General features: G+C 45.6%; 18 protein-coding genes. 9 read left to right on the forward strand and 9 right to left on the reverse strand.

Features of this window, described 5'->3' with window-relative positions:
- Positions 1-142: 142 nt before the first annotated feature.
- From ACXAH6_RS06420 to phoB, 5 genes are all read right to left on the reverse strand, one after another.
- Positions 143-2,818 (reverse strand): TonB-dependent receptor domain-containing protein, encoded by a 2,676-nt coding sequence (locus ACXAH6_RS06420; protein WP_474875822.1) that lies wholly within the window; start codon positions 2,816-2,818, stop codon positions 143-145.
- A 67-nt stretch (positions 2,819-2,885) separates the two neighbouring features.
- The gene (locus ACXAH6_RS06425) at positions 2,886-4,487 is read right to left on the reverse strand and encodes a hypothetical protein (protein ID WP_474875823.1); all 1,602 of its coding nucleotides are present in this window, start codon (positions 4,485-4,487) and stop codon (positions 2,886-2,888) included.
- A gap of 202 nt (positions 4,488-4,689) precedes the next feature.
- Positions 4,690-5,646 carry a PstS family phosphate ABC transporter substrate-binding protein gene (locus ACXAH6_RS06430; RefSeq protein ID WP_474875824.1) on the reverse strand — a complete coding sequence of 319 codons (957 nt, stop codon included), beginning with the start codon at positions 5,644-5,646 and terminating at the stop codon, positions 4,690-4,692.
- Positions 5,647-5,666: 20 nt separating this feature from the next.
- Positions 5,667-6,968, reverse strand: a complete 1,302-nt coding sequence (gene phoR, locus ACXAH6_RS06435) for a phosphate regulon sensor histidine kinase PhoR (protein WP_474875825.1) — start codon at positions 6,966-6,968, stop codon at positions 5,667-5,669.
- A gap of 76 nt (positions 6,969-7,044) precedes the next feature.
- Positions 7,045-7,734 (reverse strand): phosphate regulon transcriptional regulator PhoB, encoded by a 690-nt coding sequence (phoB, locus tag ACXAH6_RS06440; RefSeq protein ID WP_474875826.1) that lies wholly within the window; start codon positions 7,732-7,734, stop codon positions 7,045-7,047.
- Positions 7,735-8,205: 471 nt separating this feature from the next.
- Between phoB and ACXAH6_RS06445 the strand changes: the two genes are divergently transcribed.
- A complete protein-coding gene (locus ACXAH6_RS06445; protein WP_474875827.1) occupies positions 8,206-9,930 on the forward strand; it encodes a sensor histidine kinase in 1,725 nt (574 codons plus the stop codon).
- Between the two features lie 6 nt (positions 9,931-9,936).
- On the opposite strand, the gene ACXAH6_RS06450 is transcribed toward ACXAH6_RS06445, so the two are convergent.
- Positions 9,937-11,859 carry a methyl-accepting chemotaxis protein gene (locus tag ACXAH6_RS06450; protein WP_474875828.1) on the reverse strand — a complete coding sequence of 641 codons (1,923 nt, stop codon included), beginning with the start codon at positions 11,857-11,859 and terminating at the stop codon, positions 9,937-9,939.
- Between the two features lie 283 nt (positions 11,860-12,142).
- On the opposite strand from ACXAH6_RS06450, the gene rdgC reads away from it, so the two are divergent.
- A complete protein-coding gene (gene rdgC / locus ACXAH6_RS06455) occupies positions 12,143-13,048 on the forward strand; it encodes a recombination-associated protein RdgC (RefSeq protein ID WP_474876040.1) in 906 nt (301 codons plus the stop codon).
- Between the two features lie 59 nt (positions 13,049-13,107).
- Here rdgC and ACXAH6_RS06460 read toward each other — a convergent pair whose 3' ends face one another.
- Both ACXAH6_RS06460 and ACXAH6_RS06465 read right to left on the reverse strand, forming a co-directional pair.
- Positions 13,108-14,340 carry a DUF418 domain-containing protein gene (locus tag ACXAH6_RS06460; RefSeq protein WP_474875829.1) on the reverse strand — a complete coding sequence of 411 codons (1,233 nt, stop codon included), beginning with the start codon at positions 14,338-14,340 and terminating at the stop codon, positions 13,108-13,110.
- A gap of 59 nt (positions 14,341-14,399) precedes the next feature.
- The gene (locus ACXAH6_RS06465) at positions 14,400-14,930 is read right to left on the reverse strand and encodes a helix-turn-helix domain-containing protein (protein WP_474875830.1); all 531 of its coding nucleotides are present in this window, start codon (positions 14,928-14,930) and stop codon (positions 14,400-14,402) included.
- An 85-nt stretch (positions 14,931-15,015) separates the two neighbouring features.
- Here ACXAH6_RS06465 and ACXAH6_RS06470 point away from each other — a divergent pair, with 85 nt between their 5' ends.
- Positions 15,016-16,203, forward strand: coding sequence for a benzoate/H(+) symporter BenE family transporter (locus ACXAH6_RS06470; protein WP_474876041.1), 1,188 nt, complete (start codon positions 15,016-15,018; stop codon positions 16,201-16,203).
- A gap of 55 nt (positions 16,204-16,258) precedes the next feature.
- On the opposite strand, the gene ACXAH6_RS06475 is transcribed toward ACXAH6_RS06470, so the two are convergent.
- Positions 16,259-17,095 carry an HDOD domain-containing protein gene (locus ACXAH6_RS06475; RefSeq protein WP_474875831.1) on the reverse strand — a complete coding sequence of 279 codons (837 nt, stop codon included), beginning with the start codon at positions 17,093-17,095 and terminating at the stop codon, positions 16,259-16,261.
- 381 nt (positions 17,096-17,476) lie between these two features.
- On the opposite strand from ACXAH6_RS06475, the gene ACXAH6_RS06480 reads away from it, so the two are divergent.
- The 6 genes from ACXAH6_RS06480 to ACXAH6_RS06505 all read left to right on the forward strand — a co-directional run bounded on the left by ACXAH6_RS06480 (position 17,477) and on the right by ACXAH6_RS06505 (position 24,910).
- Positions 17,477-19,165, forward strand: coding sequence for a dipeptidyl-peptidase 3 family protein (locus ACXAH6_RS06480; protein WP_474875832.1), 1,689 nt, complete (start codon positions 17,477-17,479; stop codon positions 19,163-19,165).
- Positions 19,166-19,467: 302 nt separating this feature from the next.
- Positions 19,468-21,813: a TonB-dependent hemoglobin/transferrin/lactoferrin family receptor gene (locus ACXAH6_RS06485; RefSeq protein WP_474875833.1), complete on the forward strand. Its 2,346-nt coding sequence runs from the start codon at positions 19,468-19,470 to the stop codon at positions 21,811-21,813.
- A 100-nt stretch (positions 21,814-21,913) separates the two neighbouring features.
- Positions 21,914-22,750, forward strand: coding sequence for a DUF3450 family protein (locus ACXAH6_RS06490; protein WP_474875834.1), 837 nt, complete (start codon positions 21,914-21,916; stop codon positions 22,748-22,750).
- Positions 22,750-24,096 carry a MotA/TolQ/ExbB proton channel family protein gene (locus ACXAH6_RS06495; protein WP_474875835.1) on the forward strand — a complete coding sequence of 449 codons (1,347 nt, stop codon included), beginning with the start codon at positions 22,750-22,752 and terminating at the stop codon, positions 24,094-24,096. The genes ACXAH6_RS06490 and ACXAH6_RS06495 overlap by 1 nt, the downstream gene beginning before the upstream one ends.
- Positions 24,096-24,503, forward strand: a complete 408-nt coding sequence (locus ACXAH6_RS06500) for a MotA/TolQ/ExbB proton channel family protein (RefSeq protein WP_474875836.1) — start codon at positions 24,096-24,098, stop codon at positions 24,501-24,503. Before ACXAH6_RS06495 ends, ACXAH6_RS06500 begins: the two co-directional genes overlap by 1 nt.
- Entirely contained in the window at positions 24,503-24,910 is a 408-nt protein-coding gene (locus tag ACXAH6_RS06505; protein WP_474875837.1) for an ExbD/TolR family protein, read from the forward strand. Before ACXAH6_RS06500 ends, ACXAH6_RS06505 begins: the two co-directional genes overlap by 1 nt.
- Position 24,911: the final 1 nt, after the last annotated feature.

Raw genomic sequence — 24,911 nt, forward strand, 5'->3', positions numbered from 1 at the left:
TCATCATTTACTCTCACAACCAAGTTACAAGATCTGATCAGAGTGAAGAGATAATGTTCAAAAAAAATCCCCACTAATTTCTTAGCGGGGATTTGTGTATAAGAGACAGCCCGAGGGAGCCTTTCTCAAACCAATTGGAATATTAGAATTCGTATTGGTAAGACAATTTAATGCCAGTGCCGATGGTACGGCTACGCACGGTAATACCGTCTTGGGTTACTTCCTGATCTTCACCCAACAAGTTTCTCAAACGCAGTTTGATTGTTGTGTTGAAGTCTGGGTAGTACGAGTAAACAAAGTCCACTGAGTGGAAAGGTTGCTCGTAAGCATCCTGACGACCGTTGATACCCGATGCAAGAATACGCTCACCGAATACGTTGTACACCAATGATGCACTGTGCTCACCACCTGCTGAGTCATAGCTCAACTGGAAGTTAGCCACGTATTGTGAGTGACCATTCATACGCTTAGAGGTGTTCGTTAAGCTTCCCGCGTCGGCAGCGTCGATTTTCACTTCAGAATCACTCAAGGTGATGTTACCTGAAGTAAAGAAGCCGTTTGCCAGCCAACCAAGGTCGTACAACCATTCCGCTTCGATACCATAGAGTTCAGCTTGTGAACCATTGGTAAAGCTTGCGGTATACGTTGAGTCACCAACACTTAAAACCGTTTCGATTGGGTTAGTAATGTCTTTGTAGAACAATGACAATGCTAAGTTATCGCCACCTGTACCATACAATTCGTAACGCACGTCATAGTTTTTCAGCGAGCTTGATACAAGCGCGATGCTACCCGTTGTACGAATGTCTGTTAATGGGTCGAAATAACCAACCGGTACCACTTCACGCAAGTCTGGGCGAACCACGGTTTCACCGTAACCAAAGCGAAGCTGATAGTCTTCACCGCCGATGTAAGTCAAGCTCAATGACGGATAAACGTCATCTTGGTTGATTGTACGGTTTAAAATGTCGTCTTCATTGAAGAACACTTCTAAATCGTCGCCATCGAAGATCAAGCTAGAGGTTTCAAGTGCCACTTGCTTAAACGACTCATAACGCAAACCACCACTAATACGCCATGTATTGTCGTAGAAGATGTCGAATGAACCGTAACCAGCCTCAATTTTCTGTGCGGCTAGATAGTCATCTGCTTCTGGGGCTTCTGGCTCGTTAAACGCCACGAGTAAGTTTGAGTCTTCGATAAAACCGTCGGTTAAATACGAAGGCAAATTCAACAAATCACTTTCGTCGGTGGTAATTTCTACCGCTGCACCACTGTTGTTAACGAAGAAACTCGACGTGGTGTAGTAACGCGCACGGTCAATAAAGTCCCAACCACCTTTTAATTCAATGTCGAATTTACCAACAGTGAAAGGCAAGTTAACGTTACCACCATAGTTTTTCATATGGTCGTCCATGGTAACAAAAGCATATTCAGCTTGGCCGTTACCACCGTTGATGCTGGCATTTAGGAAATTGCCATCTTCATCGTAGTCATTGTTGAAACTAAATGTCGCATCAAGTGGAATATCCGTCTCGGCTTGTGACTGGGTATAATGCCAATCAACGCCCACACCCCAGTAATCTAGGAACGTGTGCTGACCACGGAACTGGTCTACTTCTAACGTGCGCTCTTCATAGGTGAATTGCTGCTCGTAATCCGCTGTACCGTCTTGGGCGATAGTTATGTTTTGCGTTGGGTTTTGAGACAGTGAAATTTGTGATTCATCTTCATTGTCTTGAATATAAATCTTGGTATAGCTGATATTGTGTGTACCAAGACGATAACCCGCAGTAAACAAACCGTTCAAACGTTCGTTTTGGTTGGTTACTTGTGAATCAACCATGCTGTCGAAACAGCTAATAACAACGTCTTCTGCTGTATCTAGCTGTTCAGAACAACCATCGATCAAGTCTGCACTTACCACCGCATTGCGGCGATCAGTGTAGGTCCAACGATTGTCGTAGGCTACTGACGCAATAAAACCGAACGTACCGCCGAAGTACTCTTCGTCAAAGCTGTTACCAATAAACGCTTGCGCGGACAAATTCGGATCTAACGATTCGTCTTTCACACTGATGTTACGCGGTAAACTCTGCAATAACTCGTTATTGATAGCCTTCGCTTGCTGAGCAACAGTGGCTGTATCTGTGGCGACCAAAGCATCGCGCTCAATGATGTTTCGCAGAGAAAAGTCACCGCGATAATGCAAAATTGCGCTACTCAATGCAGCAGGCTGGCCACTGTCATTGCGATTGTAAGTATAACCGTCTGAGTTATTTGTGTTGTATTCACCGCCAAGTTGGAAACCTGCAACGAACTGGCTAGGCAGCGACTTAGTACGAATATCAACGTTACCACCACCGAATGCCGCTGGCATATTAGGTGAAAAGGCTTTTTGTACCGATAGACTCTCGATAACGTTAGACGGGAAAATATCCAACGGAATAACGTTACGTGTTAAATCAGGGCTAGGAATACTAGCGCCATTCAGACGAGCACTTGAATATCGCTCACCCAAACCACGTACGTAAATGAACTTTCCGTCAACTAACGTCAAACCAGTCACACGACGTAGCGCTGACGCCGCGTCACTGTCACCTGTACGAGAAATCTGCTCAGCTCCAAGAATATCGGCAACGAATGCTTGGTTTTTACGCTCTTCAATGACCGCCGCAGCAGTGCCTTGTAGTCGCGTACCCGTAGCAACAACTTCTTCAATGGCATTGTCTTCCTGCGCTTGCGCCAGCATAGAGCCAGTCAGCAAACAGGCGCCAACGGCCAGTGAAATTTTATTCGCTTTAAAAGGAGTCATCATTTTTTTTCTCACAGACTAAGAACAAATAGGCGCTACTAGGGCGCCTATTTCATTCGGTTCAAATTGGTTACTCGTCGTCCGCGTTATCGAACGCGTTGTTTACCCAGTTGTACCAATCTGAAGAAGTGTCTGTAGGTGATACTGCACCGATGAAGTCAGTTGCTTCAAAGAAGTCAGCATCAATTGTTGTCATGTCTGTAGCAGTGATTGCAACTTCAGAAGAAGTAGAGAAACCATTGCTTGCTAGAACAGTGTCAGAACCGTTCACTACCTGGCTTACGCCGTCTTGAGTGAACCAGCCTTCCACAGTCACTGAACCGCTGTCGGTTGTTACTGTATCTGAACCTGAAGCCGCTAGCATTTCACACGCTGCGATAGAAGACTTGATAGAAACCGTGTTAGTTACTACGTTGTCAGCCGCATCGCTTGAGTAGTTGATACACCAAGTTTGTGTAGCAGTACCTTTCTTAAGGATGGTGTTATACCAAGTTGCAGCGATTGAATCGTCAAGTTTGATAGCAATTGAAGGGTCGTCATCACGTACAGAGTTTGCGTCTGTTGTTACCACAGTCACGTTAGCGATGTGTGGTGCAGATGCTGGTGCTTCTGCCGTTGTGTCACCTTTTTCACCGTCAGACTCAAAACCGCCGTTACCCATTGCGATAGTTTCGCCAGCCGCGTTTACAACCGTACCGTGCTTGATGTAAAGGAACTGAGCGTTACCTTGCCAACCTGCGTCGATGTCGATTGAGTCATCCTGAGTGTCAGTAACAACGATGTGCTTAAGGTCTACTGCACCACCGAACAACTCGATACCGTCGTCGTAGCCAGCGTAGATGTCGATGTAGTCGATTTCAGTACCAGAACCTACTGCAAACAAGCTTAGAGAGTTAAGGTCGTTACCTACTTCAGCACCCGCTGGAAGACCACCAGCATAATGAATTTTAACGAATTTCAATGAACCGCTGTCGTCAGTGTTGTCGTTACCACCGTAGTAAGTTACCGCACCTTCAGACTCAGCGTTACAAGTACCCGCTGCACGTTCTGCGTCAGAACATTGGTCAGTGATACCGAAACCATCGATCATGATACCACCCCAGTCTTGTGGAGAAGGACCAGCGCCTACTGAATCAAGTGCTTCGATAGCGTTAGCTGAAGTAAACATGATAGGGTTAGCTAAAGTACCCACAGCTTCAATGTTTGCACCGCGGTTGATTTGAACGCGAGAAGCAGCGTTGTCAAAAACAACCGTTGCACCAGCTTCAACAGTCAATGTAGGGCCGTCAGCTTCTACTGTACAACCTTGAGTTGTGTCACAGCTCTCACCCATGATAAGTGAGCTCTTGAAGTAGTGTACTGCGTCACCGTCAAGAGTAAGGTCTGAAGTAATAACGTTTGATGCGCTAGCAAATGACGTGCTGTACGTACAAATTTCTGTTGCGCTATCGTAAGTACCTTGAAGTGTCTCGCCGTCTTTGTCGTATGAAGCACAGATGTTTGTGTCAGACGAATCACCGCTACCATTGTTGTTGGTAGTATTGTTTGAGTTTTCAGTGTTGGTGGTGCTGTTATCAATTGTTGTTGGTGTAATATTGATGTCACCGCCACAACCAGCCAACGCTAGCGCAAGAGCGATGGTTGATACATTAAATAGACCTTTAAGTTTCATGTGCTTCTCCAATAGACTTTAGACTGGAACAATTTTTCAGAACGCGAGTAGGCTACTGGAAGTAAATGACACATTTGTTACAGTCTGACGCTGTCACAAAACTTTAATATGGAAAACTGAACTTTCTATGCATTAATTGAAAGGCAGTAGAATCGCTTTGATTTATATAGTAATTATTTAAGTCACTTTTGTGACGATTTCATTACTTTTGATTCTCAATCAAGCGCCGTTGGCGGGCCGCCATTTCATCTCGCACAGGGAAGTAACCGTCTCTTAACACCAATTGCTGGCCTTGGGTTGACAGTACAAAACGCAAAAATTCCCGCTCCAATGTAGGGAGAGGCTCACCCGGCTTTTTGTTTACCACCAAATAGAGAAATCGAGCATAGGGATAGGTTTCACTGCGCACGGTGTCGAGCGTAAGTGGCACCAACTTGTCTTGTGACGGGCCAATGGGCAAAGCGCGAACGCCTGCTGTTTTGTAACCATAGGCGGCATACCCCATCGCCCCTTTACTGGACGCGACCGACAATACCACTGAAGCAGAGCCAGGTTGCTCATTCACAGTGTTTTTAAAATCGCCATCACACATAGCCATCACTTTAAACAGGCCATAGGTACCTGAAACTGAATTTCGACCAAAGGTGCGAATTGGATCTTGATGAGAGGTAAACGACACGCCTAACTGCTGCCAATACTCGATAGGTTCAGGCGCTCCGCAATAGCGTGTTGAAGAAAAGATCGCGTCTACTTCATCAAAAGTCAGGCCGGTAAGCTGGTTGCGTCGTTCCACAAAAATAGCAATAGCATCCAGAGCCACTTTCAGCACCGTCGGAGGGTAGCCGTGCTCGCGCTCAAAAGCACTGATTTCACTGGGCTTTAATTCTCGGCTCATAGGGCCAATGGTGGCAGTGCCTTCGGTGAGAGCCGGTGGCGCTGTTGATGAGCCAGACGCTTGAATTTGAAATTTGACTTGCGGATACAACTGCTTGAACTCTTGAGACCACAATGTCATCAGGTTCGCCAAGGTATCAGACCCCACCGACGTGATCTTTCCCGCCACTCCTGGCTGTCGCTCGTAATCTTCACTTGCCACGGCAACTCGAAAAAGTGAGAGGCTCACAACAACAACGACAAGCATACTTCGCGTGATATTCATGCGCTTAAACCAAGAACAACTCATTCTATTTCTGCGATCATTTCGTGGCCAAATTCAAAAGAAAACACACTGCCCTCACCCACGGTACTGGTGATATCCAATTGTGAATTATGATGGTTAAGCACATGCTTCACAATAGACAAGCCCAACCCTGAGCCGCCGGTTTTTCTCGACCTTGCTTTATCAACACGATAAAAACGCTCGGTTAAGCGCGTTAGGTGTTTTTGCTCAATTCCGTCACCATTGTCTTGTACCGAGAAGCGTGCGCCATAATCGCTCCGATGCCAGCGCACGGTAATTTTTCCGCCCGGTGGAGTGTAATGTATCGCGTTAAAAATCAGGTTGGAACTCGCGCTTCTCAGCTCAGTTTCTACACCAAACACACTGAGATCATCTTCAAGCTCAAAAGTTATCTCATGGCCTTTTTCTTTGTTCAATGCCAAGGCTTCAATATGAATTTGTTTGAGCATTGCGGGCACATCTACAATCTTTTCATAAATGCGTTCTGAGCTGGCTTCAATTCTTGAGAGCACTAACAAATCTTCGATCAAACTCTGCATGCGTTGTGTCTGGGCGCTCATTTCATTGAGCGCTTTGGCCTGAAATGGGTCGGTGTCTTCGTCAACCGGCATAATTTCTAGGTAACCGTTGATCACTGTTAACGGGGTGCGCAATTCATGAGAAACGTTGGCGACGAAGTCTTTGCGCATTTCTTCTAATTGAGAAACCCGTGTTACGTCTCGGGCTATAAGCAATAAATGGTCTTCGCCATAGGGCATAATTCGGTATTCAAAGGTCTTTTGCGGGTTTACCGGCGATGCCACTTCAATGGGATGGTGATAATTGCCTTCGTGAAAATATTCGATAAAGCGTGGGTGGCGAATTAAGTTGTCTAACCGACGACCCGCATCGCTTGGCCAACGCAGGCCTAATTCTAAACGCGCAAGTCGGTTACACCAGATAATGCAGGCATTCTCGTCAACCACTACCGCAGCATCGGGCAAGGCTTCAGAACCTTCGCGAAAACGCTTTACTAACTCGCCGAGTTCTTTGCGCTTATTTCGATTGCGCCTTTGTAAGTAATAGATCCCTTCGTAAATGTGCTCCCACACGCCTTTTACAGACGGAGGAGACATTTTGCGGCTATGCCACAACCAACGATTAAGCTTGTAAAGGTGCCAATAATTAAACATCAGCAACCCAATTGTGCCTATCGCCACCGCAAGTACCATGTCATCCAGATACCAGCCCACTGCGGCGAAAACCAGTAGGTAAAGCCCTAATCTGGTTATGCTACTCAGCCAAGAAAATGGATAATACATGGTGTTTGAGCGTCCTTTTTGTCATGCTCAACCAAACGGGTTTGAAAGGCGCGATGATACGCCTTTCGCGGTAAAATTACAGCTTAGTTGAAAAACGATAACCTGCACCACGTACGGTTTGGATCATGGCATCGTGCCCATGGCGTGAAATGGCTTTTCGCAATCGACGAATGTGTACATCTACCGTGCGGTCTTCAACATACACGTTAGTGCCCCACACGTTGTCTAGCAATTGCTCACGACTGTACACGCGCTCTGGATGAGTCATAAAGAAATGCAGTAACTTAAACTCTGTCGGCCCCATATCAAGTGGCGCTTCATTTGCCATAACACGATGGGAAATGGGTTCGAGTACTAAGCCATTAAATTCAATGGGCTGCTCGTTACTGGTTGGGGTAACACGACGCATAACAGCTTTAATACGCGCAATTAACTCTTTGGGAGAAAAAGGCTTGGTCACGTAATCGTCGGCGCCCGCATCTAGGCCGCGGATTTTGTCTTCTTCTTCACCGCGCGCGGTAAGCATGATCACCGGAATATCACGGGTGAACTCGTGCTGTTTTAAACTTTTTGCCAACTGAACACCACTGCCCCCAGGCAACATCCAATCCAGTAAAATAAGATCGGGATAGGGTTCCGCAATCAGCTGCTGTGCAACATCAAAATCCTCGGCTTCGATTGTTTCAAAACCAGATTGCTCTAGCACAAATTTTAGCATTTCGCGGATCGGCGCTTCGTCCTCTACCAGCAAGACCCTTCGTGACATATTTTTATTCCTGCTCATAACAAATCGCCGCTATTATTGATGTGCTGTATGACATTTTTATTAAAACGATGACATTAATGTGTCAAGGTGACATCGGGGTATTTTCCCCTGCATCACTCTAGTTTACTGAATAAATAATATTACTTATATCATTTCATCAACAAACCTACACTGTCATAAAGCAACAAATTATGACCAATGGTTAATTTTTCTGGTGAAATGACACTCAGTCTCAATACACTTTAGTCTAGTTTCATTTCACTACGCAGCCCGCAAAATACCGACACTTTTATTGTTACCTTCGACGCAGCCCACAGAGGGCGTGTCATTACAGGCTTTACACTTGCTGAATGTTGTACACATAAACAGCAAAAAGAAACGCCATCCGACCATCAATTGCTTGTCTATTCAGGTAATTGTGCATATTCTTGATTCAAGAAGGTACTTTTTCGGTGAACGTAAGGTTTTTGAATGACGACCGTTAAGACAGGATTGTCGAGAAAATTGCTCACACGGGTGTTATCCGTGTACTTTATTTTGACGTTGATCGTTACCGTAGGCCAAATCTTTACAGAGTATTTAAGTACTAAAAATCATATTGAAGGTGAGCTTCAAACTCTCAAGAACACCTTTTCTACCAGCCTAACGCGCGCCATTTGGGAATTAAATACGCCCCAAGCAATATCTATTGCCGAAGGACTCATGGAATTACCCATTGTTGAAGGCGTACAGATCCGAGACGAAAATGGCGACTATATTGCCGACCTAGGGCAAACCATTGCACAAACCCGGGAACCGGTAAAAACAGGCGTGATGCAAGATCACACCGGCGGTATTTTCGGTTACAGCTTCCCTCTGATTTTTGAGTTTTCAGGACGTACGTCTAACGTAGGCGATGTGACGCTTTATTCGAGCTTCGATATTATTTTCGGCCGCATCGAAGTCGGTATATTCTTCCTCATTGGTAACGCGATAGTAAAAACCGGCTTTCTTGTGTTTCTGTTTATGACCGCTTTTCGACGCATGCTGTCAGAACCGCTCGCCGATATCACTCAACAAATGAGTGCTTTCGATCCCGAACACCCTGAAGACTCAAAGATTGCCGTAACCATTGAAGATGACAATGAGCTACGCCAGCTTCAGCATTCCTACAATCAGGTCATCAACGACTTAATGCTGTCGCAAGAAAACTTGCGCGGTACGCAATCTGCGCTCAAGCAAGCGAATAAGAAACTCGATGACCAAAACCTGCTGCTGGAACAGGAAGTCGCCAAGAAAACGGCTTCACTGAGCCAAATTATGCTGGATTTGGAAAAACAAAAAGATGAACTCATTGCCAACCAAAGAGAGCTTCGTCAGGAAATTGAAAACCGGCAGTATATTGAAAACGAACTGCGTAAACGCAACGACGAATTGGCGAAGTCGATGGAAACCCTCAAATTAGCCAAAGACCAATTGGTAGAGTCTGAGCGCATGGCTTCGTTAGGTGGCTTGGTTGCCGGTATCGCTCATGACGTTAACACGCCTCTTGGTGTGGGCGTAACAGCTGCGAGTTTTTTACAAGAACGAATCAACAGTATTAATGCCGCATTCAGTGATAAAACGCTTACCAATAAGTCTATGGCGGGGTTTATTAACGAAGCTGAGCAAACAACTCAGTTGCTGCTAACTAACTTGAACCGCGCGTCTGACCTCATTGCCAGTTTCAAACAAGTTGCGGTAGACCAAACCAGCGAAGCCGAACGCGTATTTAACCTCAATAGCTATTTACATGAAATACTGCAGTCACTGCAACCGAGCTTTAAGCAAACGCAACACAGTGTGACCATTCAATGCCCTGAATACCTCGAAATTCGCTGTGCTCCTGGTGTTATTGCCCAAATTACGACAAATATGATCGTGAACTCGATTATTCACGGTTTTGAAGACACGCGAAAAGGCAAGATTTCACTGACCGTGACTGAAGAAGACGAAGAAATTGTAATTGACTATCGCGATAACGGAAAAGGACTAGAGTCAGACAGCTTGGCTCAGTTGTTCGACGCTTTCTTCACGACAAAACGCAGTCAAGGAGGCAGCGGTCTTGGCACACACATTATGTATAACTTGGTAACGCAAGCGCTGGAAGGCAGTATTGAAGCGTTCAGCGAACCAGGTAAAGGCTTACAATACCTGATCCGCTTTCCTAAAAAATAAGCTCGACTAGAATTTGTAGCGAGCCAGTTCGTTTTGCATTAATTGAATATCTTGGCTTATCTTGCGCGTAGACTCGGTTAGCTTTTCCGAGTTCTTCACGTTTTCAGCGCCTTTGTGATGAATAAGCTCTAACCGCTTCGCTACTTCTTCAGAAACCGTTCGTTGCTTCTCTGCCATCACAGCATTGCGCTGGTTTAACTCGCTGATCCGCGCTACGGCGGTGAGGGCTTGATCGAGAGAAGTTCCGGCTTTCTGTGTCACTTCTACCGTTGCAAACGCGTTTTCTTTATTACTCTGCATACGGGTCGACGCTTCTCGGCTTCCCTGTTGCAAACGTTCGATCATATTGCGAATTTCTTCGGTTGATGTTTGCGTGCGGCTCGCTAGCGAGCGAACTTCATCTGCCACTACCGCAAACCCGCGCCCTTGCTCGCCAGCACGCGCTGCTTCAATCGCTGCATTCAACGCTAGCAAGTTAGTCTGCTCTGCAATATTACGAATTACTTCCATCACGCCACTAATGGCTTCACTTGAACGCGCTAGCTCATTAATAACTTGTACCGAACTGTCAACTTCGTCTGCTTGTTGCTTAATATTGGCAATGGTTGCGGTGAGTACCGAAGACGACTCACGCGTGTCTCTGTCGGCTTGCTCTGCGGCTTCACTCGCTTTGGAGGTGTTTTCTGCCACAGTGAGCGAGTTACTGCTGAGTTCACTGATCGCCGAAGAGATAAGATTGGTTTCTTGGCCAAGCGACTCAACCGATTGGTTGGCACCGATAACGCTCGATTCCAACTCAGATGACTTTTCGATAAGTTTATTCGTGCAGGTAGAAACCGAATTAATTGTCGACTGTAATTGCGCTAATAACCGGTTGAAGCTTTGAGCCATTCGACCGAATTCGTCGTTGCTTTTCAGATTGAATCTAAACGTTAGGTCGCCTTCTCCTTTGGTTAAATCATCAACCACGTGAATAAAGTGCGCCAATGGCTGACCAACAATACGTCGAATCAAGAAAATCAAAGTTGCCAAAACAACGCCAGCAGCAACAATAATTTTGGCCAATAAGGCCAACACCGCACTGGCGAGCATGCCGCTTTTCGTTGATGTCGACGACGCTAAAATAATATCGTAACCCCATTCATCAAAAGGCACGACAGTAACGCGCCAATCACCATCATTGCGGTTAATAACTTCCCCAGCTAGTTTTTCATCAACGTTAGATGAGTGCAGACGAATATTGCCTTTGCCATCTCGCAAAGCGACAAAACCGTCGGTTAGAATTCGACTATCAGCGATGGCGGTTTCCAATACTGCCATGTCTGCCGAGTACCCAACGTACCAAATGCCCACTACATTATTATTGGCATCAAACATTGGCTCATAGCCTGTGATATAAGGGCTGCCTAAAATATCAACCTCACCGTAGTAGGCTTGCTTTTTATTGATTTGTGCAATGGCTTTGCCTGATGGCGCTAGCTTTGTGCCGATGGCCCGTTTACCATTTTTTATCACATTGGTTGAAACCCGAATGTAATCGTCGCCCGTTTTGCTAAATAGTGTCGCCGTGCCCCCCATGATATCAGTGAGCCCGTCAACCAAGGCAAAGTTATTCGCTTGCGCTTGCCCGCCCAGCAGCAACTCGGTTGATTGGGTTTCCTTTACCAACACGTTTCCGCCTTGTCGAGGCGTACCTAACGCTAGCCCACGTTGTTGCAACAGTTGCATGCTGCTACGCACGCGGTCCATTGTCATATCGTCTGTGATTCTGAGAATATTCAGCAAGCGTGATGCGACTTGCTGCTCTTCATCAATGACACGTTGATTAATATCATTGGATGTAGACCAAATTGTGACGCCCGCAATAAGAATCGTAAAGCCCGCTATCACTGCGGAAACAGCAAACAAAAATTTGCGTTGAATTGACATACCCATTGAACTCCAGATGGTATTGCCCCGTCCATCCCTGCTTCGGAAACAATGTATTGTACTGATTGAATATTTGAACTTGTTTAGGCTACCTAGCATCGCCACGTATGCACCTATTTAAATGTAGACCAAAATTTCTTTTGCGCAGGAATAATTCCTGCTTTTTGAATGTTTTATCATCACTCAATTGTGCTTAATCAAACTGCTTGGCGGGACTTGATTGCAGAGCATTCTCCATACTGCTAACCTTGCCCTCCTACTTTACGAAGACGTGTCGATTACGATGTTTTTTAAAAATATTCGAGCTTATAAGCTCACCCAACGGTTATCACTTGATGACAAAGCGCTAGAACATGCATTGAGTGACCAAGCATTTCGTCCGTGCGGCAACCAAGACACGGCAACCATGGGCTTTGCCTCACCGTTCTCTTCTGCCGGAAAAGATGGTGTGATGTTTCACAAGGTGACTGAGCGCTACTGGCTAACAGTGAAAAAACAAGAGAAGTTACTGCCCGCTTCTGTAGTCAATGCCGAGCTGGCAGAAAAAGTCGCGAAGATTGAAGAAGAAACCGGCTCGCCTGTTGGCAAAAAAGCCCAGTCAGACCTCAAGCAAGAAATTATTGTAAATCTGTTGCCGAAAGCCTTTACTAAAAACAGCTTTACCCATGGTTTTATCTCTTTACCAGATAACCTCGTGGTCGTAGACGCCGCCTCAGATGGCAAAGCCGAAGCCTTTTTGGCATTGGTTCGCAAAGCGTTAGGTTCTTTGCCTGTGGTACCTCTTGCTCGTCATAGCTTACAGAGCGAACTGACTCACTGGCTGACAGATCGCGCACCGGAACACATTACATTATTAGAAGAAGCCGAATTTAAAGCCGTAGACGATAGCGGCAGTATTATTCGCTGTAAGAATCAACCTCTGGATTCAGAAGAAATTAACCTACACCTTGATTCTGGTAAGCTGGTACAAAAAGTGGCATTTGAATATGCAGAAGTACTCACTGGGGTTATTGCTGAAGATGGGTCAATTAAACGCATCAAGTTTACCGACCGCATCAAAGAAGAGTGTGAAGACATTCCAAAGGATCAAATTGCGGCGCGACTAGACGCAGAATTTGCATTGAATTCTGCAGAGCTGTGCCAATTTATTAACTACCTGTCTCAAGAGTTAAACCTCGACGCAGAATAGCCTTTTCACTCTCCCAAAATGATAGAAGCGAGCCATTTTGTGCTCGCTTCCCATTTTAATTAAGATTGATTGGATACCGAATTTTTCACAACCGCCGCAGGATTCCAACGCCAATAGTACAGCTGCCGCCATACCCACTCCATTGGCCCAACAGAAAAGCATTTGAAGTACACTTGAGAAATGCCAATTTGCCAAACCCAAATGGCCAATACTAGATACGCAAGCTCCTCGTATTCCCACGTAGCAAACTGCCCTAAACCCCAACCATAAAAGATAAACGTACACACAAGCGACTGAGTAATATAGTGAGTAAGCGCCAACTTCCCTACCGGTTTGAGCCAATGTAGGCCTATAAAGCCTGTTTGCAATAATGCAGTAACTAGCAATAGAAAACCCAACGCCGAAAATGGGGTAATAATTTCATAACGCCACATGCTGGCAAGCACTGTTGTTGGCTCCCAATTTACTGCAATAAGAGACTCGCCCATTTGCCAATCGAAATACACGCCTATGCTGAAAAGCACCGCTCCCGCTAAAGCCAATACGTAGGTAGGATATCGCTTTTCAAACAAGCCAATTTTGCCCATCCAAAAACCGAGCAATACATAACGTCCGACAGCGAATATATAGTAGGTGGCATTAGAAATTTGAGCTTCAAAAGCGGTCATCGCGTTGTCTTTCCAATGGGCTAAATTGGCCACTTGGGCATTCGCGATTTGCTCCTGTAATTGGTCGCTGTCGTGCAATAACTCAGCGATCATTGTTGTGGCAAATTCTTCATCAATATTCAGGAAGAGATTAAACAACAACCACATAAATGCAAAAGCAATTAAGGTCGCGACCAGAAAGCCCGCTACCATTATTTTTCCGCTCAACTCGCGCATCAGAAAAATAATGCAACCGCACAACCCATACGCAAAAAGTACATCGCCATACCACAATAAATACGCATGAATAACACCAATTAACATCAATGCAGCCATGCGGCGGAAATGTAAACGCCCTACGGTATCGTCATTCGCTTTGTGTTGGGTGAACAAATAAATACCAACACCAAATAACGTAGACAAAATCGCATAGCATTTGCCGTCTATCAGGATAAATTTGGTAAACCAGATCAGTATACTTTGTTCACTTAGATCATTCAGGGCATTAGGCAGTAGATAGAGGTCTTGTGGGAAGGCATAAGCAACAATATTCATTGCTATAATCCCTAAAATGGCAATCCCTCTGAGAATATCGATGGTAGGCAAGCGCGTTGAGGTACGGTCATCCTTCGCCGAATAGTGCATCCGTTTTCCTTAGTGTGATTCTTTTTCTTCCCTGTTGTTTGCTACAGGTTTTTGTTTCACTAAGGATAATAAATAACATCGATAAATTTGCAATAGTCGCTCACCGCTTCATAGCCGTGAGGTTGGTCGGCATGTAACAAAAACTGTTGGTTTTCTTTAATGTACTGCCATTCGCCATTACTCAGCACGGCAAGCTCACCTTGGAGTACATGAATATGCTCAGTTACGCCACTGGTATGAGGGTCGGATAGCTGTCGATGATTATCTGTCAGCGTAATCGCAAACATTTCAAACCGGGTTGTTTCTGAAAAAGGAAATAAGGTTTCTACTGCCATACAGGTGTCATTATCGAATTTATGTTCGCCGACTTGACCGGGGGCTGCCTGTAAAAACGAAGAAAAAGAACACTCTAACCCTGTGGCGATCTTCCATAGCGTTGCAATGGTGGGGCTTGATTCCTCACGCTCAATTTGCCCCAGCATCGCTTTAGACACCCCTGTTGCTTGGGCGGCTTTATCTAAGCTCCAGCCTTTTGCCTTTCGGCGGGCTTTTAAGTGCATTGCAATGTGATATGAGATTTTTTCTGCCATATGATTCCCGTTGTGCGTTATAACGCACAATGCTATAGTCTGTTTGTGCGCTATAACGCACAACATAAAGTGTACCCAAACCACCATAGTTTTACTAGATAACGCGAGGACTCTCTCCATGTCACTGAAAATTAGCCACATTGCCGCAGGGTTAACTGCCGTTATTGTCGGTTACAGCAGTGCTGTTGTGTTAGTGATGCAAGCCGCCAGCGCTGCTGGTGCCAATGCAGAACAGATCATCAGTTGGCTATTTATACTCGGGATTGGTATGGGGGTAACATGTATTGGCTTAAGCTTGTATTATCGCATGCCTGTTGTTTCGGCATGGTCGACTCCAGGCGCTGCGTTTCTGATCATTTCAGTCCCTGGGTTTTCATTAGCCGAAGTCACAGGAGCCTTTATTTCATCGGCTTTAATTAGCATTGCCATCACCCAAGTTAAACCGCTGATAAAAGCCATTGAGCGCATTCCTCCCGCGCTTTCGTCAGGCATGCTAGCGGGTATTCTGTTGCCATTTTGCTTGAAAGTGTTTGGTCATGGTCAAGATGCGCCCCTTTTTGTTGCAGGGTTTGTGGCAATTTACCTTATCGGTAGCTTTTATTTTCCTCGCTATGTCATGCTGGTATTACTCGCCGTTGCTGTTGCCACGGGCACGCTACAAAGTGACAGCGGCTTTGCCGATATTAGTCTGTCTGCTCCAACACTATCATGGGTAATGCCCAGCTTTTCGCTGTCTGCTACATTGAGCCTAGCATTGCCATTAAGCCTGATCACCATGCTCTCTCAAAACTTGCCGGGACTCGCCATTTTGCACAGTCATGGGTATCACCCAAATTCACGCGTGTTATTAAATACTGTGAACACAACCACTTTAGTCGGCGCACCTTTTGGCGGATTTACTTTCAACCTTGCAGCCATCACCGCTGCTATTTGTATGGGCGACAATGTTGATCCAGATAAAAAGCAGCGCTATTGGGCCGCAATAATGGCTGGGGTGTTTTATCTAATTGCCGGCCTATTGGCCACGAATATAGTGGTTATCTTTACTCAGCTACCAACACTTATTACCCATCTGCTTGCAGGACTTGCGTTAATTGGCACGCTTCAAGGTAGTATAGTGCGAGCAATGGACGATACCCATTATCGGCAGGCGGGTTTACTTACCTTATTGTGTAGCGCGTCTGGATTTACCTTGTTGGGGTTAGGCGCACCTGTTTGGGGGCTGGTACTAGGGTTAATTGTCGTTGCTATTATCAAACTTCGTCACCATTAAAAAAGGCATCCACCTTTTAAAGTGGATGCCTTTTGGCGTACTTTAGAATGCCTACTTAAGCAAAAATCGTACGTGCCGCGCCGCGCATTTCTTCAAACTCGTCTGACGACAGTGTTTTAATGTCGTCCACCACGCCACGCTGAATCGCGAGATTAAGTACCGCGTCTTTCTGGTTGTTCATTTGACCCGCCATGGCAGCACCAATACGCACAAAGTCAATATAGCCAACCTGTTCGGGTTGAATACTCAAATCACGCCAGTTTTCTGTAATGCCAATGAAGGTATCGCCAAACGACCAAGAACGCATAATACTGCCCCCGATACGTGTTGACAGTTTATCAATAGCGTCTTCCAAAAACGTTGGGCTAGCGAATACTTCTTCATGACGTTCAGCCTCTGTCAGAATAGGCAGTACACCAATATCGTGCACTAGCGCTGCCAATGTCATGGTATCCAAACTCATTTCTCGTCTCTTGGTACGGCTGACGTACAGTTGCATCACTGCCATCGCACACGCAACAACTTCAATCGTTTGATCCCATTCACGTTTTAGGTATTGGCTAACCACTTCGTTTTTAGAAACAAACAATTGCTCCATTGCTAACGCAGTTGAGATATTTTTAATTTGTCGTAAGCCGATGCGAGTAACCGCTTGTCCGATAGACTCAACTTTAACCGATCGCCCCAAATAGGCACTATTGGCAATTTTTATGATTCGGGCGCTCAATGACGCGTCTTGGCCGATAATATCGCCCATGGCATTGAGATTAACATTGGGATCATCTGCCGCTTTTCGCACTTTCAGTGCAATCGCTGGCAAGGTGGGCAAAACTAGTGTGTCATTATTGATTTTTTCTACCAATATCGTAAGTAGCGCGTTCTGTGTAGACATATTCCTACCTTATTCTCTGACTGCAAAGCAGTGATTGCCAATGAACATAATTGGCCGCATTCCAATTCGCATAACCCATTCGGGGCGCACCCCGTACTACTACACTAACAGGTCTAAGCTCGATATATGGGCCAACAAAAGGGCCGCCCACACCGACACCAAGCTCTTAAGTTAAAATATATCAGTCAAATCAAAAAACTGCATCTGATAACGCGGTTTTTGTTGATTGATATCATCTGTCACTCACCGCGCAAGGGCATTGGATTGCATCGGAATTGTTCGGTATGCTGTAGCACACATTTTCTGTAATCCCGCAACTGGGCTGCTCTCGTTTAGTGTAGGCGGCTCACTGCAGTTTTCCACCTGATCGGAATGATTAAGATGATAAAAAAAACAAAAACAGTGCGACAGTTTTCCCTTGCCGTTATCACCAGTGCAGTACTAATGACAGGCTGCGGTCAAGCACCTGAAGCCGCCAAAGAACGCGCCTCAGAGACACCAAGCGCACCAACATTAACCATAGATCGTGACCGACTCTCTATTTATCAGCCAGTCACGCTAGGGGCAGACTTATCTACGCTGTCAGACAACCAAAAGCAGATGCTGAGTTTACTGATTGACGCAGCGAAAATTATGGATGATCTGTTCTGGAAACAAGCTTTTGGAGAGGACAAAGCAAGCTTTTTAGGCAAATTGTCAGACGAAAAAGTACGTCATTTCGCTACAATTAACTATGGTCCTTGGGATCGTTTGAACAGTGATTCAGCGTTTTTATCTGGTTATGAAGAAAAACCCTTAGGCGCCGAGTTTTATCCTCATGATATGACTAAAGCAGAATTTGAAAGTGCTGACTTTGCCGATATGCGCGGGTTATATTCTGTTGTCGAGCGCACCGCTGATGGCAAATTATCAGCAAAACCCTATTCTGAGGTATATGCTTCTGAATTACAGCAAGCAGCAGCGCTACTTGACCAAGCCTCGGCGCTGGCAGATAACGCAGCGTTTGCGAATTACTTGTCACTCAGAGCGAAAGCCCTGCTGTCTAATGATTACTTTGCGTCAGACATGGCGTGGATGGACATGAAAGACAACCCGATCGAATTGGTGTTAGGTCCTATTGAAACCTATGAAGATCAGTTATTTGGTTATCGTGCCGCGTTCGAAGCCTACGTATTAATCAAAGACATGGCGTGGAGCGAAAAACTCGCAAAATACGCACAGTTTTTGCCAGAATTGCAAAAGGGCTTACCGGTAGACGAGGCTTATAAACAAGAAACCCCAGGGTCAGACTCAGACCTCAACGCTTACGATGTGGTGTATTACGCAGGCCATTCAAACGCGGGCAGCAAAACCATTGCCATTAACCTACCGAATGATGAGCAAGTACAACTGGAAAAGGGCACTCGCCGTTTGCAATTAAAAAATGCTATGCGTGCAAAGTTCGACCACATCATGATGCCTATCTCAGACGTGCTGATCGCTCCTGAGCAACGCAAACACGTTACATTCGACGCGTTTTTTGCCAACACCATGTTCCATGAAGTTGCTCACGGTTTAGGCATTAAAAATACCATTGACGGCAAAGGTACTGTTCGCAGTTCGTTAAAAGAACACGCATCAGCCCTTGAAGAAGGTAAAGCGGATATTCTCGGCTTGTATATGGTACAAAGCTTGTTAGAAAAAGGCGAAATTGATACCGGCGAGCTGAAAGACTACTACGTCACTTTTATGGCTGGTATTTTCCGCTCTGTGCGTTTTGGCGCGTCAAGTGCTCATGGCAGAGCCAACATGATTCGCTTTAATTACTTCGCTGAAAATGGCGCTTTCACCCGTGACGAAAATGGCTTTTACAGTGTAGACATGGAGAAAATGGCAACGGCGATCGCCTCTCTTTCAAATTTGATCCTCACCTTGCAAGGTAACGGTGACTACGATGGCGTAAGCCAGTTAGTTGCAGAGAAAGGCGTGATTAAAGCGACGCTAGCAACTGACCTTGCTCGCCTTGAGAGCGCTAACATTCCTGTTGATATTCATTTTGAGCAAGGTAAACACGTACTCGGCTTAAAGTAATTTCGCCTCCCTTTTGGCTTAATTGACCAACGTACTGCGCAGCAGATCATCTGTTGCGCTTATTCCCCCTATAACGCGTTCCATTGCCTTCACCATTCATCCCTCTTACACATAAAGGTCAGCATAAAAGTCTCTCGCGCTGACACTAGTACTGTAAACAAGTTCAAATAAATCGCGAAAATGTGTGCCTTACTATTGCAAATAAAAACTATTATCAATACCATACTGCGGCAATCGCTAATGATAACCGTTATCATTACCAAATGATAATAAGTAACATCGACTTACCCTAAGGTAATAAAATGACTTTTAAACAATCAGCACTTTTCATTGCACTTTCTTCTGCCCTATGTGCAACCGCAACCGCCCAACAAACTCGATTAGAAGCCACTAAGGTCGCGAATGACGACATTAAAGTGTCAAACAAAAATGAAGTTGTGCTTGACGCCGAGAAATTGCAAGACTTATCCATTACCAACATTGAAGATACTGCCCGTTACATTTCAGGCGTTCAAGTTAACAATAATGGTACTCGCTTCAGTGACGATGGCTTTAACATTCGAGGCCTGAATGGTGACGCTGTTGCAGTAACCGTAGACGGCATTTCTCAAGGTGAAACACTCAACCCTGACACTTACGCCGCCTATGGTATGTATGGTTCTAGCCGTGGTCAGGTAGAGTTAGAACACGTTAAAACCGTAACCATTACAAAAGGCCCAAGCAGTGTTACCCGTGGCGCAAGTGCATTGGCAGGCTCTGTAGCCTATGTCACTAATGATGCAGCAGACTTTTTGCCCGCAGACGGCGATGCATTTGGTGGTCGCGTAAAAGCTGGATTCGATTCTCGCTCTGACGAGTGGTTATTCAACGGCACAATTGCCAACCGCACCGGTGATTGGGAAACCTTGTTACAATATACCAAACGCGAAGGGCACGAAACAGAAGCTCACAGCAATGGCGCTGACATTACTGGTTCTGAGCGTGGACAAGCCGACCTAATGGACTCATCGGTTGATGCTGTATTGTTCAAAATAGCTTACAACTTGTCTGACGATACTCAAATGGGTGTGGTTTACGAGAAAAGCGATCGCTTCAACGAAGGTACACCGCTTTCACGAGAAGGTAGCGCAACCTACTTCGACTTTTATACACATGACGACAACGACAAAGACCGTTATGGCGTATTCTTCAAGCAAGAAAACGCCAACAACAGCTTTTATGACTCCGTTGAAGTGGCACTTAACTACCAAGAACTTTACACGTCAGGTGTCACTGAGTTCTCATACAGCTCAGGTGGTGCAGATCCATTTTTACGCGTTGAAGATCGCAACCTAACACAAGAATCTACGTCATTGACTGTTGATTTTAGTAAGGTGATTGGAGACGACATCATTCACGAATTAGTATACGGCGGTAGCTACGTTACCTCGTCATTCTTGAATGTGATGTATGACCGTCGTTATAACACGACTTCAAAAGATTCGGGCTATCGCGATAACTATCCAGTACGTGACCCTGCTTTTATCCCTGAATCGGATAAAACAGCCACCAGCCTTTACGTAGCAGACAATATCCAATTTAACGAGGCATTCTCTGCAAATATTGGTGTGCGTTACGACACGACAGAATACGACCCAACCATTGACGACACATTCACAGACCCAACAGGAAAGAGTGTAAGTTCATCTGACTTTAGCTCAGTAGTGGGTGAAATTGGTGTGAGCTATGAGTTTGCCGAAGGCCACACCATCATGGTGAAAGTGGCACAAGGTTACCAAGCGCCAACATTACAAGACCTCTATTTAGATACCAACTCTGGTAGCGAACTGACCGACGTCAATACCGGCGTGGTTTATGACGATTTAAGTAAAATTGCGAACCCTGAATTGGATGCTGAGCAATCAACAAACTACGAAATCGCGTACAACGCCCAGTTCGAAAACGGTAGTGTCAACATTGCCCTATTTAGAACTGATTACAAAGATATGATCCAAGACGCAAGCTATGCCATGTCTTATGGCACAGACGTCACTTACGAGTCTTGTTCTGCATGGACTGGGCAGTGTACAGAAACTGTCGTTTCCGAAGACGTGTACCAGCAAGCAACTAATGCGGGTGAAATTGAAGTTACCGGTGTTGAGATTGATGCGAACTACATGTTCACCAAAAATATCATGGCAAACCTAAGCTACTCTGCCATTGACGGAGAATATAAAACTGCCTCTAGTAACAATGACATCGGCGATTCACTGGTTACAGCTTCACCTGACACCACAACGTTAGGCCTTGCTTACCGCTCAGATGATGCTGATTGGGGCGTTCAGCTGTTTGCCATTCACCGTGCAGCAGTTGAAGACAACAGCGACCAGTTAAGCTATTCAAATGCAAACCGTGGTGGCATTATTTACTACCCTGACTCTTTCACTGTGTTTGATTTAACAGGTTATTATGACCTAACAGAAAACCTGTCTTTGACTGCAGCTATCTACAACCTGACAGACAAAGAATATTACATGTGGGAATCTGTCTATAGTGTAAACAACTCAAACGGCACCGGCGGTTTTGCAACAAGCGTAACAGGTAATGGTTATCAGCGTTTCTCTGAGCCAGGACGCTCGTTCAGCGCTTACCTTACTTATACTTTCTAAACCGCTCTCCTCATTATCAACTCGGATAATCTATCCGAGTTGATAATTGCTTATGCGAACCATTTGCATTAACATTAGCAAAAATATTCCGTATTCCGATATGTCCTACTCTTTCTTTGCTATTCCTAGAGTTTTAAAAAATCGCCTTAGCAGACTCATACTGCTCTTTTGTGCGAGCCTTCCTATGTCTGTTTGTCTCGCTGAAACTAAAACAGAAACCGTCGACAACTTATTGCTTCAATGGGAGCAAATAGAAGCCCAGCGCCATCAAATACAACAGCAATGGCAAGTGCGAAAAAACGTGCTCGAACAACAATTACAATTGGTGGAGAGTGAGCGTACTGAATTAACGCGACTGCTCAATGAAAAAGGCAGCGCCAACACCGAAGCCGAAACTGAACGCCAACAATTATTAGAACAACAATCTAGCTTAGAGGCGCAACAGGCTGACTTGCAACATTTGCTGAGCAAAGCCAAGTCACAGATTATGGCGGTGTACTCTCAGTTGCCACCGGTACTACAAACAAGTTGGCAACCCGATATTGAATACCTCTCGCTCGACAGCCAAACCGAGTCTGAAACGCTCAACCACATAGCTGAAGCGTTGAAAAAACTGCATGCATTTAACCAACGCATTGTGTTGCACCAAACCGTAATGAATTTAGAGGTTGCTGGTTCAAGCAAACAAATTCAGGTGAAGCAGATATTCTTGGGTGCATCGAAAGCGTGGTACATCAGCGCAGATCATACACTGTGGGGAACAGGACAACCTACGCCAGACGGCTGGCAGTGGCATTCGTTAGAACAAAGTAACCCCGAACTCGCAGACGAACTCACTACTCTCGTGGTGTCTTTAGAGCAGCCAGCAAAAGCCAAGTGGGCTGATTTACCTTACGTATTGCCACAGGCAACGACGACTTCCAAAGAGCTTAACTAATGAAAGCCCGTTATTTTGTATTCACTCTGTTCTTTTTCTCTTGTTTTTCAAGTGCTGCAACACTGGATGATGTTGCTCAGTCTTTAGTTGCTGATATTCAACAAGCCAAGAAAAAGTTAGCTCAAGAGCAAGCCACAATCACCCAGCAACAAAGCAAACTCGTGGATCGCGTGCACAAAAATGTCAGCCAAGTCACCCAGCTCCGCGCCGAGGCGGCGGCTGCCACAAGGCAACAAGACGACCAACTGTTAGACATCAAGCAATTGTCAGAACGTTTGAGCGAATGGCAGGCACAAGCCAATTATCAGCAACAAGTTCTGCTTGAACTGCAACAAATGCTAAACCCAAACAAGCAAGCGACCTTTGATAGTCAGTTTTCTGCAGTACAGAGCATGAAAGAGCTCAATGACTATATTAGCGCACAACGAAGCGCTCTTTACCCCTCAGTGGAGCAAGGCTCGATTGTTCTAACTAATGGCGAAGTGGTTAACGCTGAAACATTGCAATTAGGGCCTGTGACTTGGTTTTTATCTGCCGACAAAAACGCGTCAGGTTTAGTCGATACGACAACCGATTTACCGTCTGTGATGCTTAAAGCAACCGACGCTCAACACCAGCAACTGCAGCAGGTATTTAGCGGCCAACCAGCAACATTATTTTTTGACCCGACGTTAGAAAAGCTATTTAAAATCGAGCAAAACACAGAATCAGTCGCCGACCATCTTAAAAAGGGCGGAACTTGGGCGATCCCTATTATCCTGTTTGCGCTGTTCGCATTAATAATAGGGCTTATCAAAAGTGTGATGCTGCTTCGCCTACCGAAGTTATTGCCATTGTTTAGTGAAAGATTATCTCTAATCGAGAAAAAAGGCGCGGTCAAACAAGAGCTCACGGCGTTGCAATCACAAGTGAAAGACGCCCAACACGCGCTTATCAATATTACACTCGAACACGGTGTGTCTCAGCAACGCGATGATCAGCTATTTGCCTACCTCATGGGTTACCGCCATCGACTAGAACGCGGCATTGGTGCTATCGCTCTTGTCGCTTCCGTGTCTCCATTACTGGGGTTGCTCGGTACAGTTTCAGGGATGATCGAAACATTCAGAATGATGACTCTATTTGGTGCCGGCGACCCTGCTGCGGTATCTGGTGGTATTTCAGAAGCACTCGTGACAACCGAATTAGGATTAATCGTAGCTATTCCCGCGCTGATCATTCATGCGGCATTAAACCGCCGTGTAAAAACGCGCTGTTTGGCACTTGAAGCACAAGCCATTCAGTTAAGCCAGCTAGGAAGTTCTCCCGAAACTAGCCTTGAATCTACCAAGGAGCGAGCCGCCTAATGCCTGATACTCTCACTTTACTCAACAACCCGGTGATTTGGGTTATCTTGCTCATGTCTGTTGTGTGTTATGCCAATTTGGTCAAAGGTTTTTTTGCTTCTCTCGAATCAGCTGACAAGCAAGAACGCGTGCTACAACTCAACAATACGCAAACCTTGTTAAGTAGCCTGCCACTGCTCGGCCTATTGGGTACCATTATCGGCTTGCTTCAAACCTTTGCGGCAATGGCCCAAGGTATTGGTAATCAAGCTGAATTAATGAGTGCGGGTATAGCCGACGCTATGTATACCACGGAAATGGGCTTACTGATGGTCATTCCCGGCTGGCTACTACTTTATCAGCAACGTCGCTCTGTACAAAAAGCACAGATGAAAAGTTCACTCACCTCTCCTGCTGAGGCGGCCTGATGCGACATAATTTAGAGCAGCGATTCGAGCAGCAGCACAACGAAGGCATTGATTTATCGCCCCTGCTCGATGTGGTGTTTATTTTGTTGATCTTCTTTATTGTTACCACGGTGTTTGTACGTGAAAGCGGTGTCGACGTTAAAAAGCCACAAGCGGTGTCAACACAACAACTTGAACGCAATGTCATCATTATCGCCATTACCCAAAGCGGCGAAGTTATGTACGACAGCACCAATATTGGTATTGTGGGTGTGCGCTCTACCGTGTCACAACTTTTAAAACAGCAGATGAAGCCAGTAGTCATACAGGCCGATAAGCGCGTTTCTACCGACATGTTGGTAAAGGTACTCGATCAGGCCAAAATAGCTGGCGCTGAACAGGTGAGTATTGCCACCACAGGGGCTTAAC

This window comes from Alteromonas sp. ABE4_545, from assembly GCF_056161325.1.